This window comes from Streptomyces aurantiacus JA 4570 (assembly GCF_000414115.1).
Lineage (GTDB): Bacteria > Actinomycetota > Actinomycetes > Streptomycetales > Streptomycetaceae > Streptomyces > Streptomyces aurantiacus_A.
The window spans coordinates 67,069-81,464 of record NZ_AOPZ01000422.1 but is presented as its reverse complement, the minus strand read 5'-3'; the positions used below and the strand labels follow the sequence as shown (position 1 = coordinate 81,464).

General features: G+C 72.9%; 15 protein-coding genes and 1 pseudogene. 9 read left to right on the top strand and 7 right to left on the bottom strand.

What is annotated here, in order from left to right; all coding sequences use genetic code 11:
* The coding region (locus STRAU_RS39380) for an AfsR/SARP family transcriptional regulator (RefSeq protein WP_158692184.1) at positions 1 to 1,165 on the bottom strand (1,165 nt) is incomplete at its 3' end.
* Between the two features lie 78 nt (positions 1,166 to 1,243).
* Here STRAU_RS39380 and STRAU_RS32990 point away from each other — a divergent pair.
* The 5 genes from STRAU_RS32990 (at position 1,244) to STRAU_RS32975 (ending at position 5,002) form a co-directional block, all read left to right on the top strand.
* Entirely contained in the window at positions 1,244 to 2,167 is a 924-nt protein-coding gene (locus tag STRAU_RS32990) for an alpha/beta fold hydrolase (protein ID WP_052029387.1), read from the top strand.
* Between the two features lie 20 nt (positions 2,168 to 2,187).
* On the top strand, positions 2,188 to 2,994 hold the full coding sequence (locus STRAU_RS32985; protein ID WP_016644759.1) for an alpha/beta fold hydrolase: 807 nt from the start codon (positions 2,188 to 2,190) through the stop codon (positions 2,992 to 2,994).
* Positions 2,995 to 3,126: 132 nt separating this feature from the next.
* On the top strand, positions 3,127 to 3,678 hold the full coding sequence (locus STRAU_RS44155; RefSeq protein WP_259300048.1) for a sensor domain-containing protein: 552 nt from the start codon (positions 3,127 to 3,129) through the stop codon (positions 3,676 to 3,678).
* Positions 3,567 to 4,394: a sensor histidine kinase gene (locus tag STRAU_RS32980; protein WP_259300047.1), complete on the top strand. Its 828-nt coding sequence runs from the start codon at positions 3,567 to 3,569 to the stop codon at positions 4,392 to 4,394. Before STRAU_RS44155 ends, STRAU_RS32980 begins: the two co-directional genes overlap by 112 nt.
* Positions 4,358 to 5,002, top strand: a complete 645-nt coding sequence (locus tag STRAU_RS32975; RefSeq protein ID WP_016644757.1) for a LuxR C-terminal-related transcriptional regulator — start codon at positions 4,358 to 4,360, stop codon at positions 5,000 to 5,002. The genes STRAU_RS32980 and STRAU_RS32975 overlap by 37 nt, the downstream gene beginning before the upstream one ends.
* Here the strand turns inward: STRAU_RS32975 and STRAU_RS40940 are convergent.
* Together STRAU_RS40940 and STRAU_RS32970 are read right to left on the bottom strand one after the other, a co-directional pair.
* A complete protein-coding gene (locus tag STRAU_RS40940; protein ID WP_078621685.1) occupies positions 4,987 to 5,211 on the bottom strand; it encodes a DUF397 domain-containing protein in 225 nt (74 codons plus the stop codon). The two genes, STRAU_RS32975 and STRAU_RS40940, sit on opposite strands and share 16 nt — an antisense overlap.
* Positions 5,195 to 6,022 (bottom strand): helix-turn-helix domain-containing protein, encoded by an 828-nt coding sequence (locus STRAU_RS32970; RefSeq protein ID WP_016644755.1) that lies wholly within the window; start codon positions 6,020 to 6,022, stop codon positions 5,195 to 5,197. Before STRAU_RS32970 ends, STRAU_RS40940 begins: the two co-directional genes overlap by 17 nt.
* Positions 6,023 to 6,129: 107 nt before the next feature.
* On the opposite strand from STRAU_RS32970, the gene STRAU_RS32965 reads away from it, so the two are divergent.
* Entirely contained in the window at positions 6,130 to 6,366 is a 237-nt protein-coding gene (locus tag STRAU_RS32965) for a hypothetical protein (RefSeq protein ID WP_016644754.1), read from the top strand.
* A gap of 16 nt (positions 6,367 to 6,382) precedes the next feature.
* Here STRAU_RS32965 and STRAU_RS32960 read toward each other — a convergent pair whose 3' ends face one another.
* Entirely contained in the window at positions 6,383 to 6,922 is a 540-nt protein-coding gene (locus STRAU_RS32960; protein ID WP_037663476.1) for a DinB family protein, read from the bottom strand.
* 181 nt (positions 6,923 to 7,103) lie between these two features.
* On the opposite strand from STRAU_RS32960, the gene STRAU_RS32955 reads away from it, so the two are divergent.
* Together STRAU_RS32955 and STRAU_RS44150 are read left to right on the top strand one after the other, a co-directional pair.
* Positions 7,104 to 8,312, top strand: a complete 1,209-nt coding sequence (locus STRAU_RS32955) for an RICIN domain-containing protein (RefSeq protein ID WP_016644752.1) — start codon at positions 7,104 to 7,106, stop codon at positions 8,310 to 8,312.
* Between the two features lie 153 nt (positions 8,313 to 8,465).
* Positions 8,466 to 9,959 carry a CU044_5270 family protein gene (locus STRAU_RS44150; protein ID WP_016644751.1) on the top strand — a complete coding sequence of 498 codons (1,494 nt, stop codon included), beginning with the start codon at positions 8,466 to 8,468 and terminating at the stop codon, positions 9,957 to 9,959.
* A 17-nt stretch (positions 9,960 to 9,976) separates the two neighbouring features.
* On the opposite strand, the pseudogene STRAU_RS32940 reads toward STRAU_RS44150, so the two are convergent.
* Positions 9,977 to 10,986: pseudogene (locus STRAU_RS32940) on the bottom strand (alpha/beta fold hydrolase).
* Positions 10,987 to 11,172: 186 nt separating this feature from the next.
* Entirely contained in the window at positions 11,173 to 11,949 is a 777-nt protein-coding gene (locus tag STRAU_RS32935) for a hypothetical protein (RefSeq protein ID WP_037663509.1), read from the bottom strand.
* A 121-nt stretch (positions 11,950 to 12,070) separates the two neighbouring features.
* Between STRAU_RS32935 and STRAU_RS44550 the strand changes: the two genes are divergently transcribed.
* On the top strand, positions 12,071 to 12,775 hold the full coding sequence (locus STRAU_RS44550; RefSeq protein ID WP_016644748.1) for a TetR/AcrR family transcriptional regulator: 705 nt from the start codon (positions 12,071 to 12,073) through the stop codon (positions 12,773 to 12,775).
* Here the strand turns inward: STRAU_RS44550 and STRAU_RS32925 are convergent.
* Positions 12,747 to 14,360, bottom strand: a complete 1,614-nt coding sequence (locus STRAU_RS32925; RefSeq protein WP_203227496.1) for an AMP-binding protein — start codon at positions 14,358 to 14,360, stop codon at positions 12,747 to 12,749. The two genes, STRAU_RS44550 and STRAU_RS32925, sit on opposite strands and share 29 nt — an antisense overlap.
* Positions 14,361 to 14,396 lie beyond the last annotated feature (36 nt).

The window sequence follows — 14,396 nt, the reverse complement described above, 5'->3', positions numbered from 1 at the left end:
CACCCGTGACCCCGGACGGCGCCGCACCCCCCACCACCCCAAGTCCCCCCAACACCTCAACCCAAGGCCACCCCACCGGCACCCCGCCCCGCTCAGGCGCCCTCCCCCACGCCACCACCCACCCCTCCGCCTCAAGCCGCCCCGTCAGCTCCCGAACGAGCGCCGTCTTACCCACCCCCGCCTCACCGGAGACCAGCGCGAGGGTGAGCCTCCCGTCCCGCACGGCGGCCCGCGCCGCCGCGTCCAGCTCGGCCGACTCCCGCTCCCGCCCGACCAGTTCACGCCCGCGCCCCACAGGGACAACACCCCCGGCGGACGCCCCCGCCAAGGCACCCGCCCCGGCCACCTCGACCCGATCCTCAGCCCCCTCAAGGACCACCGCACCACCACCCCCCGGACCTCCCAACCCCACCCCCTGAGCCAGAATCTCCCCCTCCAGCCGTCGCAGCCGCTCCCCCGGCTCCACCCCCAGCTCCCCGGCCAGCCGCTCCCGGGCCCGGCGCAGCGCGCCAAGCGCGTCGCCCTGCCTGCCCGCCCGGTAGAGGGCGACCGCGAGCAGCCCCCACGCGTCCTCCCGCCAGGGATGCCGGTCGACGTGGGGCTCCAGGTCGAGGACGGCCTCCGCCGCGCGGCCGAGCGCGAGCGCCGCCTCGGCCCGGCGCTCCACGGCGAGCAGCCGCAGCTCGTCGAGGCGCGCGGCCTCCGCCCGCGCCCAGTCCTGGTCGGCCCACTCGGCGTAGGCGGGCCCCCGCCACGACGCGAGCGCGTCATCGAGCAGCGCCAGGTCGGCCCCGGAAGCCCTGTCGGCCCCGCCGACCGCCCCCACCACCGCCTCGAACCGCCACGCGTCCACCGCCCCGCCCTCCGCGAGCAGCGCGTACCCCGGCCCAGATGTCACCAGGAGCCGCGCGGGCGCCCGCCGCGGCCGTTCCGGCTCCAGGGCCTTGCGCAGGTCGCCGACGAACGTCCGGATCGTGCCGACGGCCGTGGGCGGCGGGTCCTCCCAGAGGTCGTCGACGAGCCGGGGCACCGGGACGGTGCGGCGGCGGGCGACGATGAGCCGGGCGAGGACGGCCCGGTGCCGGGGCCCCTTCAGGTCCAGGGGCCGCCCGTCGGCGTCGTACGCGGCGAGGGGCCCGAGCACCTGAAACGTCACGGAACGCACGGCCTCAACGTACCTCCCCTCACCTGCACGGACCCCGCCACTGATCCATTGCTGATCCGCAGCCCGCACGCTGAACCCATGACATCGAACGAACCCCTGACCGGCTCCCACGACGAACCCAGCATCGAGGGCTTCACCTACCACCACCTCCCCGTCGCCGACGGTGGCGTCCACCTGAACGCCGCCGTCGGGGGCGACCCGTCCGCCACCCCCGTCGTGCTCCTGCACGGCTTCCCGCAGACCCACCTCATGTGGCGCCACGTGGCCGCGGACCTCGCCGCCGACCACCACGTGATCTGCCCGGACCTGCGCGGATACGGGGCGAGCGGCAAGCCGGCGGAGACGGCGGACGGGCAGACGTACGCCAAGCGGACGATGGCCGCCGACGTGGTGGCCCTGGCCCGCGCCCTCGGGCACGAGCGGTTCGCGCTCGCGGGCCACGACCGGGGCGCGCTGGTCGCGATCCGCGCGGGCCTGGACCATCCGGAAGCCGTCACCCACCTGGCGTCCCTGGACGTCCTGCCGACGCTGGACATGTGGGACGTCCTGCGCGGCACGACGGCGGCGGTCGGCTTCCACCTCTATCTGATGGCGCAGCCGCCCGGCCTCCCGGAGCGGATGATCTCGGCGGACCCGGACGCGTTCTTCGGCCACTTCCTCGACCTGTGGTCCCGGTCGCCGGAGGTCATGCCCGCCGATGTGCGGGCCGCGTACCTGCGGGCGTGCCGCGAGGCGGTCCCGTCCATCGTCGCGGACTACCGCGCGTCGGCGTTCGCGGACGTCGAGCACGACACGGAGGACCGGCTGGCGGGCAACGCCCTGCGGATGCCGGTCACGGTCCTCCAGCAGGACTGGGGCGCGGCGCTCGGCTTCGACGCGGAGGAGCTGTGGCGGCGCTGGGCCCCGGACCTCACGCACCGCACGGTGTCGTGCGGCCACTTCATGGCGGAGGAGGCACCGGACGAGGTCACGGCGGCACTGCGGGAGCTACTGAAACGCTGACCGCCGCTTAGCCTGGCCTCATGCCAACTGCGCGCCTCAGCAACGGAGTCCACCTCTCCTACGACGACCACCCCGGCCCCGACAACACCCTTGACCTCCCCCTGGTCCTGGTCCACGGCCACCCCTTCGACCGCTCGCTCTGGGACCCGCAGGTCGCCGCGTTCGCCGGGGCGCACCGGGTGATCACCTTCGACCTGCGCGGCTACGGCGAGTCGACCGCGCGATCCGCCCCGCAGGTCGCGGACTTCGGGGACTTCGCCCGGGACCTGGAGGCGCTCCTGGACCACTTGAAGATCGAGCGCTGCGCGCTGGGCGGCGTGTCCATGGGCGGGCAGATCGTGATGGACGCGTACGCCCGCTTCCCGGACCGGATCGCGGGGCTGCTGCTGGCCGACACGTCACCGGCGGTCGACACGGAGGCCGGGAAGGCGTTCCGCCGCGAGACGGCCGACCGGCTCATGGCGGAGGGCATGAAGGGGTACGCGGACGAGGTGCTGCACAAGATGGCGGCCCCCTACAACCCGGAGGCCGCCGCGCACGTACACCGCATGATGCTCGCGGCCCAGCCGCAGGGCGCAGCGGCAGCACTCCGCGCCCGAGCCGAACGCCCCGACTACCGCCCGGTGTTGCCGAAGGTCACGGTCCCGTCCCTGGTGATCGTGGGCCGCGACGACACATACACGCCCGTAGCGGACGCAGAGGCAATGCACGCGGCACTGCCGGACTCCACCCTGTCCGTGATCGAGCGCGCGGCACACCTACCGAACCTGGAACGCCCGGAGGAGTTCAACGCGGCGGTAAGCGCCTGGCTGGCCCGCATCCCCTAAGGGGGCGCGCCCCGAAGGGGCGCGGGGAACTGCGCGCCCAGCCCCCACCGGGCCCGCAGATGACGCGCTCACCCCCGAAGAGGGGAGTTTCTACCACTGCCTACCGGCCACCCCGCTTTCGATAATGCGTACATGAACCGCACCCGAAAGGCCACCCAAGCATTCCGCCGCACCCTGGCCCTGTGGGCCGACTCGCACCGCGCGTTCTGGCTGTCCCTGTGGCTGATGACGGTCTCGTCGATGCTGCGCGGCCCCGTGGGCCTGAAACTGCTGCCGGGCACAGTACGCCAGGTCCGCGCACTGGCGGACCGACAGCGCGCGCACGCCGCCGCGTGGACGGGCGTCGACATCCCCGCCGTGTACGCGGAGTTGCCCCCGACGGGCGCCGGGCAGGCCAAGGCGTTGCGCGCCCAGCTGCTCGACAAGGGCAACCAGGTGCACCGGGACTGGCGCTGGGTGCACGTGGACGCGTTCGCGGGCGGCACGATCGCCGCGGGCCCGCTGGTGCTGCTCCTGACCGGGCTGTGGGGGCTGCGGCGGTCGGCACGGAGCTGTCGACCGAGTGGGACAGCGTGTGGTTCCTGTTCATCCCGGTCGGCGACCCGGCGACGGCGACGCTGGCGGGTGTCGTGGGCGCGCTGTGCCTGCCCCTCTCGGTGTTCTGGGCGGCCCCGCGCGCCCTGAACGCCCACGCCCGCTACCTCCGTACGCTGCTCGCGCCGAGCGAGGCCGAACTCCTGGCCGCCCGCGTGGAGCACCTGAAAAGCACCCGCACCGACGCCGTGGACACGCAGCTGTCGGAGATCCGCCGCATCGAGCGGGACCTGCACGACGGCGCGCAGGCCCGCCTGGTGGCGATGGGCATGACCCTGAACGCCGCCGAGCATCTCCTGGAGAGCAACCCGGACGCCGTCCGCGAGCTCCTGGTCGAGGCCCGCCAGTCCTCCACCGCCGCGCTCAAGGAACTCCGCGACCTGGTCAAGGGCATCCACCCGCCGGTCCTCGCGGACCGCGGACTCGGCGATGCCGTACGCTCCCTGGCGATGATCAGCCCGCTCAAGACCGAGGTCGTCATCGACCTCCCGGCCCGCCCCGAACCGCCCGCCGAGTCGGCGATGTACTTCGCCGTGTCGGAGCTCCTCACCAACGCGGCCAAGCACGCGGAGGCCGAGCGCTGCTGGATCGACCTGCGGTACGAGGCGGGGGCGCTGCGGGGGTCCGTGGCCGACGACGGCCGGGGCGGCGCGGACGTGTCCGCGGGGACCGGTCTGCGCGGGGTGGAGCGGCGGCTCGCCCACTTCGACGGTGTCCTCGCCGTGAACAGCCCGCCGGGCGGCCCGACCCTGCTGACGATGGAGCTGCCGTGCGAGTTGTCCTCGCCGAAGACCACTTCCTCCTGAGGGACGGCGTCACCCGGCTCCTCACGGCCTTCGGCCACGAGGTCCTGGCGGCCGTCGACAGCGGCCCCCTGCTTGAGGAGGCGCTCCTCTCCCTGCGCCCCGACGTGGCCGTGGTCGACGTCCGGCTCCCGCCGACGTTCAGCGACGAGGGCCTGCGCGCGGCGGTCGCCGCCCGGACGCGGGTGCCCGGGCTGCCCGTCCTGCTCCTCTCCCAGTACGTCGAGCCTTTGTACGCCCACGAGTTGCTGGCCACGGGCTCCGAGGGCGTCGGCTACGTACTGAAGGAACGCGTCTCGAACGGCGCGGAGTTCATTGCGACGATCGAGCGGGTCGCGGGCGGCGGCACGGCGATGGACCCCGAGGTGGTGTCCAAGCTCGTCACCGGCAAGTCCCGCGACGAGCCGCTCGCCTCCCTCACGCCGCGCGAGCGCGAGGTCCTGGAGTGCTTGGCCCAGGGCCTCTCCAACGCGGGCATCGCGGAGGCGCTGTTCGTGACGGAGAAGGCCGTGGCCAAGCACGTCAGCAACATCTTCATGAAGCTGGCGCTGCCCCCGTCGGAGTCCGCGAACCGCCGGGTGCTGGCTGTACTGGCCTACCTGGACAGGTAGTCGAGGAACGCTTGCCAGGCGGGGGCGCCGAAGAGTACGGCGGGGCCGTTGGGGTTCTTGCTGTCCCGGACGGGGACGCCCACCTCGCGGTGGGAATCGTTGACTTCGAGGCACGAACCGCTGTCAGCGCCGCTGTAGCTGGATTTGCGCCACGCCCCCAGGGCCGAAGCATCCGGGATACTGTTCCGTCGCTCACGATTGCTCTGCATGCTCGTAATCGTCCGCCACAGACTTGATCAGCGCCAGCGACTCATGGTGCGACAACGCGTCGCCCAACGCATGCTCGTAGATGGCCTGGCAGTCGCGCACCACGGCCGGATCCTCCAGCACCCTGCCGGTGTTCAGCCCTTCCACGTACGCGACCGGCGGCAGGTCGTTGAACCACATCAGGGAGACAAAGCCCTCCACCAGCGCGTGCGGGCCCACCGCGAACGGCAGCACATGCACCCGGATACGTCCGCGCTCCCCCAGGTCCGCGATGTGACGCAACTGCGCGCACATCACCGCGGGGCCCCCGACCGGCCTGCGGAGCACGGCCTCATCCAACAGGTACCACGCCACCGGCGACTTGAAGTCGTCGAAGACCTTGGCTCGCGCCAGCCGCGTGACAAGCAGCGCGTCACGCTCCTCCTCGGTCCGCGGAGGAAACCCCAAGCGGAAGACCTCGTGTGCATACGCCTTCGTCTGAAGAAGTCCGGGGACGAGCTTCGGAGCGTACGTACGAATCAGGGTCGCCCGGCGCTCCAACTCCAGCGCCTCCGCGAAGTGTTCCGCGACCCGCCCCTCCCCCCGGGACGGGAGGAACCGCACAAGAACCCCGCCCGCCTGCAAGACGTCGTCCAGACGCCGCGCGTCCTCCAAGTTGGGCCGCCGCCGCCCCGCCTCAATGTGGGCGATATGCGTACGGGACATAATCGCCCGCGCACTCAGCTCCTCCTGGGTGAACCCAGCCGCCTCCCTGCGGGAACGCAGTTCCTCCCCGTACCGCAGCCGGGATTCCGGGTTGTCCTCGATGGCCATCGCAACTCCCTACCGTGCCGGCCCAGTTGTCAAGCCCCGCCTCCTGGCGAGCCTAACCTCGCCGACCGCACTGTGTGATCGGAACAACACACACAGCGAGAGGCAGCATGATGGACACCCCCCACCAGCAGGGCGCATACGTGGCGCACGCGACGACGGACATCTACGGCCCGGGCAAGGTGCTGTCCGCCCACGGCGAGTTCCGCCGCGTACGGTTCACGCACTTCGTGGCGACGATCAGGGTGGGCGACCTGAGGCCCGCGACCCCGCTGGAGGAGAGCGAGATGAAGACGTGGCTGCGCCGCAAGGCGGAGCGCTACGGGGGCGACTGGCTGACGGCGTGACCCCGCCGGGAACCGGCTACGCGGCGGCGCGCAACATCCGCAGCTGCCCGATCTCGGCGGCGTTCTTCATGAGCTCGGCGTTCACCCAGGCGGCCATGTCGGCGACGGCGTAGCGCGGGCCGTCGGCGCCGGCGGGCCAGGGGAAGGGGGCCGGGGCGTCGAGGCCGGCGTCGGTGAGGCCGTCGAGGACGGTCAGCCACTCGTCGTGGAGGGCGCGCAGCCGGGCGACGGCGGGCTCGCCGGGGCCGGGCCAGGCGACGTCGGCGCGGTCGCGCGGCGGGCGCCCCTGGGCGTGGTCGAGGGTGACGCCCCACCACCAGCCGATGTGCCAGCTCAGCCAGGCGATCGTGGGCACGGGGACGGGGTCGGGCTCGGTGTCGGCCCAGTCCGGGGCCCAGGCCCCGCCGTCGGCGGGGGCGGGCCGCCGCAGCGTCCAGGTGTGGGCGGCGGGCTCCCACAGGAAGTCCTCGTACGAGAGGCGCTCCAAGTGGTACTCGAACAGCGCCCAGGTCAGCTCGAACTGCCGCCGCAGCAGCACGCGTCGGGAAACATTCACCGGCCGACCCTGGCACAGCGCCACCGCTCCGGGGAACTCAATATCCGCCCTGCCGTCATCCCGTAGTTGAGGGGTTAATAACGGCCGAAATCGGGCCGTATCGGGATCACGGCCCTCGCTTCTAGGCTGACCGCTGCGCACCGCGGGTGCGTGCCCGACCCGTCGTTCCAGGAGGTTGACCGTGGCAGCACTGTCCGAGGGCATCTACCTGATCAAGAACGAGGCGAGCGGACTGTACGCGGGGGTGCAGCCGGGAGGAGGCGCCAAGCAGGGCGCGAAGGTCGTACTGGGGGAACTGCACCCGGAAGGGCCGGAGCGGCACCGCCAGTTCTGGCACCTGAAGCCGCACAGCGCACGCGAGGGCGCGTGGACGCTGCAGAACGCGCACAGCACGCTGCGCATGGACATCATGACCGGCCGGGGCCGCGCGGGCGCGGCGGTGCAGCAGTGCCCGCCGGAGTCGCGGGACGACCTGCTGGTGTCCCAGCTGTGGAAGCCGGAGCAGATCGCCGAGGACGTCTACGTCTGGGTCAACTCCAGCGGCAAGAACCTCGCGGTGCGGGGTGAACGCCACGACGCGAACGCGGAGTTGGAGCAGGCGGAGCCGAAGCGGGGCGAGGACCGGGGCACGCAGACGTGGCGCGTCGAAGCCGTGCCCGCCCGCGGCGAGACGAAGGCGTTCGACGCGCTGACGGCCCGGGTCGTCAGCCCGGGCACGTTCAGCGGGCCCGCCAACGTCCTGGCGTCGGCGGTGAAGGGGATCCTCGACGCGGGCGGCGGCGTCTTCGAGACGATGGCCAAGACCGTGCCGGACCCGAGGGCCCCCTACCTCCGCTTCGACGGCTTCCGGGGGGACGAGTTCATCCGCTTCTCGCCGCGGCGCGGGATCGAGGCGGGCCCGAAGAAGATCAGCGAGCAGTTCGCGCAGCTGCCCGACCGGTTCCCCGGCGCCGCCGAGGACGTCATGAACGCCCGCAAGGGCAGCAGTTGCACGCACACCGCCGTCATGGAGGGCGGTCAGCTCTGGGAGTTCTCGGAGCGCGCGGCGCACCGGGCGGGCTCCCGGATCGACCTGGGCCCCGTCAAGGACCAGCGGATCATGGCGGCCACCACCGCCGACACGAAGGACGAGCGGGTGGCGGTGTTCCTCGACCGGACGGCCGTGCTGCTCACCGACGACTTCGGCTACTTCGGCGAGTTCGCCCTGGAGCACGCGCCGGACGACTTCCTGGCCGGCCTCGACACCGCGGCCTCCGCGCCCTTCGACGACGACATGCACTTCTTCCTCGTCAAGGGCGAGGAGTTCGTGATCGTGAGCGAGGGCAAACTGGTGCAGGGCCCGACGAAGCTGACGGACGCGTACCCGTTCCTCACGGGGGTGTGGATGTAGGAAGCTTCCGGTTCTGCCGGTTCTACTGGTACTGCCGGTTCTGCCGGTTCTGCCGGTTCTGCCGGGCCGGTCCGGGCCGCCGCGAACGCGGGTGACCGCTCCCGACAAGCAGGGGGTGAGACCGCCGACCGGCGGTCCGGATACGGAGGTCCCATGACGACGGACCTGGACGACGAGGAGCTGCTGTCCCGCACCGCGCGGGACACCGCGGCCTTCGAGCCGCTCGTGGTGCGCCATTCGGCCGCGCTGCACGGCTACTTCGCGCGCCGGGCGCCGGGCGCCGCCGACGATCTGCTGGCCGAGCTCTGGCTGCAGGCGTACACGGCGCGGCGCGGCTTCGACCCGGCGCGCGGCCCCGTGCGGGCCTGGCTGTTCGGCGTGGCGCGGAACGTGCTGTCGGCGCACTGGCGGCGTACGGCACGGCAGCGGCCGGGGCTGCCCGGCGACGGCGGCGACGACCCGTGGGAGGCGGTGGACGCGCGCCTCGACGCGGCGGCGGTGGCCCCGCGACTGCGCGCCCTGCTTGCCGAACTCCCTCATGACGAGCGGGAGTTGCTGCTGCTCGTCGCCTGGGGAACAGCTGACGCCCACCGAGGCCGCCGCGGTGGTCGGCATCCCCGCGGGGACGGCCCGCTCCCGGCTGCACCGCGCCCGCACCCGGCTGCGCTCCAGCGCACCCCTCGACCTGGCAGGAGACCGGTCATGAACATGAACGGACGTACCGACGAGCGTGACGACCTTCTCGACTTCCCCGGCGTCGGGGAGCTGATCACGGCGGGCGACGTGCCCCTGCCCGCGCCCGAGGCGGTGGCGGCGGCGAAGGCCGCGGTGGCCCGCGCGGCCGAACGCGAGACGGCGGTGGTGGCGCCGCTGCGTGTCCGCGCCCCGCGCCGCCGCCGCAGGTTTCTGGTCGCGGCGGCCGCGGTGGCGGCGATCGCCGTCGGCGCGGTGGCGTACCCGGTCGTCGACGTGGGCGGCGAGCAGGCCGCCACGGCGTCGGCGGCGGAGTTCCTGAACGACATGGCGGCGGTCGCGGAGGGCGCCCCGGCGGCGGACGCCAAGTACTGGAAGGTCCGCGTGGAGACCGTCAACCAGGACGACGGGGAGAAGAGGACCACCACCTACTTCGACCGGGCGGGCCGCGTCTGGACGGTGGACGAGGACGGCACCGTCCACGAGCCGCCGGCGGGCGAGGAGGGCAAGGTCAAGAAGTGGCCCGTGGGCGAGCGGTGGCTGACCTGGCCGGAGCTCGACAAGCTGCCCACGGACGCGAAGGCGCTGGCCGAGCGGTTCCCGAAGGACGCCCACAGCCGGTTCCGGCAGCTGGTGATCATGCTGGAGGACGCGCCCGCGAGCCCCGAACTGCGCTCCGCGCTCTTCGAGGTCCTCGCGGACACCCCCGGCATCAAGCTGGTCGGAAAGGTCGAGGACAGCAAGGGCCGTCCGGGCGTCGCGGTCGAGATCACGCAGAAGGACTGGTTCACGACCGGGCCCGGCGAGGATGTGACGCTCTGGTCGAAGGACCGCTACTCCCTCGACCCGAAGACCGGCCTCGTCCTTGAGTCCACCCACAAGATCCGCGGCCAGGACCTCCCGGCCGACCGTTACACCTGGCAGGAGGTGGGCCCGGCGGACAAGATCGGCTGAGCACGCCCGCCGACCGGTCAGTCAAGCCTCCCCAGCCAGTCGGCGAGGATGCCGTTGACCTCCTCGGCCCGCTCCTGCTGCACCCAGTGCCCACAGCCCTTGAGGATGTGCGAGGAGACGAGGCCGGGGAGGGTGACGGGGTAGGCGTCGAGGGCGCCGGACAGCCACTGCAGGGACGGGTCGAGCTCGCCCGCGACGAACAGCGACGGCTGCGCGAGCGGGGCGCCGTCCCACGCCGCGAGGTCCGCCCAGTCGCGGTCCATGTTGCGGTACCGGTTGAGCGGCCCGGTCATGCCGCCCCGCTCGAACTCGGCCGCGTAGGCGTCGAGTTCGCCCTCCGAGAGCCACGCGGGCAGCGCCGCCCCGGACGGGAACCGGTCGGACATCCGGGCGCCCTTGGGCACGAAGGCCGGCGTGGGCGCGCCCGCCTCCGCCATGGTGTCGCCGGAGTACGCCGCGTAGAAGCCCGCGAGCCAGCCCCGCACATCCGGCTCCATCTCCCGCTCGGCCCGCCCCGGCTCCTGGAAGTAGCTGACGTAGAACTCCTCGTCGCCGGGGATGGCGGCGAAGGCGTCGGTGGGGCGGGGGCCGCCGCGCGGCGCGTACGGCACGCTCATCAGCGCGGCGGCCCGGAAGACGTCGGGGCGCAGGAGCGCCGAGTTCGCCGCGATCGGCGAGCCCCAGTCGTGCCCCACGACGACGGCGCTCTCCTCACCGAGCGCCCGCACGACCCCGACGTTGTCGGCGACGTGCGCGAGCATCCCGTACGCCTCGGCCTCCCGCGGCTTGGACGAACGCCCGTACCCGCGTACGTCGATGGCCACCGCCCTACGTCGATGGCCACCGCCCGGTACCCGGCCTCCGCCAGCGCGGGAAGCTGCCGCCGCCACGAGTACCAGGTCTCGGGGAACCCGTGCACCAACAGCACGAGGGGCCCACTCCCCTGCTCGACGGCGTGAATCCGCACACCGGGGCTCTGGGGCAGCTCCAGCAGCATGTGCTTCACGTCATCCAGCGGTGCGGCCATGATCGTGACTCCTCTGGTGTACGGGACGGCGGTTCCGTCACGAGTCTGTACGGGGGCGACCCGGAACGCAGAGAACTTTGCTGTTCCGGCAAGTTGGGCGCCCCGCAAGGGGCGCGGGGCGGTATCCATGTGCGGCTCCGCCGCGTGGGCGCGCCCAGCCCCCACCGGCCCGCAGGGAATTCCCCGCTAGACCGCCCGCGAAGGCACACTCGGCAGCGGCAACGGCGGCGACATCGGGTAGGCCGACGGCACCCCACCCGCCACCCGCGACCGCGGCAACCACAACGACAAGACCCGGCTCGTCCGCGCGAAGTACCGCTCCACGGCAAGGGATCCGGGCAGCAGCGACCCAAGGGACACCTCCGCGTCCAACGCGGACACCGCGTCCCTGGACGCCACGGAGTGGATGCCGATCAACTGCTGCTCCGGCTGGTGCAACAGCCACACCGCCCCCAGCCCCCGCGCCGCGGCCTCGTCCCGCAGGGACGCCCACGCCCCCCGAACCGCCAGGTCAGCGCCAGCGCCCGAGTACCGGAACCGCTCGAACCGGCTGACGTGATGCTCCTCCAGGGGCAGGAAGTTGTGCGCCCCGGCGACCCGCCAGACGAACCGCTCCACGTTCAGGAAGAACGGCCGGCTCCAGAACTTCACCCCCGGCTCGAACTCCAGCTCCTCACTGGTGAACCGCTCGTAGTCGAGCACGTCCTCCCACGTCTCGAACAGGTACCGCCCCCCGGTGAAATGCGTCCCGGAGGGACCCGCGTCGATCCGGCTCGGCATGTACTTCGCGTACATACCGGGCCGTACGTCCATCACCCGCCGCTCCACCTCCTGCTTGTCCACGATCTCCTGCACCCCGACCCCCGCCGCCAGCGGGAAGTCCGACGTGAACGCGGCCTCCATGGCTATCGGGCCGATGTCGTAGCCCTTGATCGGCCCGGTTCCGTACGCGTACGTGGCCATGTCCGCCACACCTCCTGATGTCTGCGCGCACCCGGCTCGATCCGGGCGCTCCAGGACCGTAACTCGAACACCGATCAATTTCCAAACACTGTTCAATCTTTGCCCGCCGTACCATGGGTGCATGCCTGCAGCCAGCCGCCGCGAACGCCACCGCGCCCAGACCACCGCCGAGATCAAGGCGACCGCCCTGAAGCACCTGGTGGAGGAGGGCGCGGAAGCCGTGGCCCTGCGGGGCATCGCCCGCGACATGGGCATGGCGCCCGGCACGTTCTACAGCTACTTCGACACCCGCGAGGCCCTGCTGGCCGCGCTCGCCGCCGACGCGTACCGGGACCTCGCCGCCCACCTCCGCGAGGCCCGCGAGTCCCACCCCCGGGCGGAGCAGGGCGCCCGTGCCCTGGCCCACGGCCTCGCCTACCGCGCCTGGGCGCTGGCGCATCCGCAGGAGTTCCGCCTGCTGTTCAGCGGGCGCGGGCAGACACCGCGCGCGGACACGGCCGACAGCACGGAGGCGGAGTACGAACTGTGCCTGGGCATAGTGGAGATCGCGGCGACAGCCCAAGTGGCCGACACCGGCAGCCCCTACACCTGGACCGACTTCGACCCCGCCTTCACCGCCGTGGCCCGTGCCGCCTTCCCGGCCCTCACCCCGGCCACGCTCGCCCTCTCCCTGCGCGTATGGGGCCGCATGCACGGCCTGGTCACCCTGGAGATCGACGGCCTGCTGCGCCCGCAGATCGACGACCCGGACAGGCTGTACCGGGACGAACTCGCCGATCTTGTACGGGCGTTGGGCCTTACGGAACGGACGGGCGGCCGACCCTGATCTCCCGCCGCAGCACCTTCCCCGCCTGCGACCTGGGCACCCGCTCCCGGAACTCGATCACCCGCGGCACCTTGAACCCGGCGAGCTCACCCCGGCAGTGCTCGGCGAGGCGCGCGGCGAGCCCGTCGTCGCCCGGCACGCCCGGCTCGGGCTGCACGACGGCGGCGACCCGGTGCCCCCACTCCTCGTCCGGCATCCCCACCACGGCCACGTCGGCGACGTCCGGGTGCGCGATCAGCACGGCCTCGACCTCGGCCGGGTATACGTTCACGCCCCCGGAAATGATCAGGTCGGTGCGCCGGTCCCGCAGGTACAGCCACCCGTCCTCGTCGACGTAACCGTGGTCCCCGGCCGTGAAGTACCCGCCCCGCATGGACCGTTGGGTCTTCTCCGCGTCCTTGTGGTACGTGAACGGCACGACGGGCCGGAAGTACACCCCGCCCGTCTCCCCGGCCGGAACCGGCGCCCCGCCCGGGGAGCCGTCCTCGTCGTCGCTCAGGATCCGCACCTCGACGCCCGCGAGGGGCAGCCCCACCGTGCCGGGCCGCGCCAGCCACTCCGCGCTGCTCGCGGCGGTCACCCCGCCCTCGGTGGCGGCGTAGAACTCGTACAGAACCGGCCCGAACCAGTCGATCGCCCGCCGCTTCACGTCCGGCGGGCAGGGCGCCGCCCCGTGCACGACCGCGCGCAGACTCGACACGTCGTACCGCGCACGCACCTCCGCGGGCAGCCGCAGCAGCCGGTGCAGCACGGTCGGCACCGCGAACAGCACCTGGACGCCGTGCCGTTGGATCAGGTCGAGCCAGTCCTCCGTGCCGGGCCGTTCGGCGAGCACGACGGTGTGCCCGAGCTGCATCGCCATGTTCGCGAACAGGCCGGGCGCGGCGTGGTAGAGCGGCGCGGCGCACAGCTGCGTGTACGGCCCCGGCCGCACCCCGACCCGCGCCATGAAGTCCAGCTCGTACGGGTTCGGCCCGGGCGGCGCCTCCGGCAGCGCGCGGCGCACGGCCTTGGGGCGGCCGGTGGTCCCGGAGGTGTAGAGCATGACGCCGCCGGCGCGGGGGTGCGGGGGCGGGGTCGCGGGGGCGGCGGCGAGGAGGTCCTCGTAGGCGAGCCACCCGGCGGGAACCTGCCCGGCCGACCCCCACACCACACGGCGCCCCTCCGGCACCCCCGCCGCGTCCAGCGCGGGCCCCGCCACCTCCACCAGCGACGCGTCCACGACCACCACCCGCGCCTCGCTGTCGGCGACGACATGCGTCGCCTCGGCGCTGGTGAAGTGGTGGCTGAACGGCGTGAAGTACAGCCCCGACCGCCCGGTGGCGAGCCGCAGTTCGAAGAAGGCGCGGCTGTTGGGCAGCATCGCGGCGACACAGTCCCCCGGCCGCAGCCCCAGCCCGGCGAGGGCGTGCGCGAGCCGATCGACGCGGGCGGCGAGCTCGCCGTATGTGGTGGTGGTGCCGTCGGGCTCGACGAGGGCGGGCCGGCCGGGATGCGCGTCAGCGACGACGCCGAAGCCGACTTCCGCGCCCGCGCCCGCCGCTGTGCCCATGCTCTCCACCCCGCCCCGCCGACTTCCGTCCATGCCGCATCGTAAGCACAGGCGGCCACACTCGACACA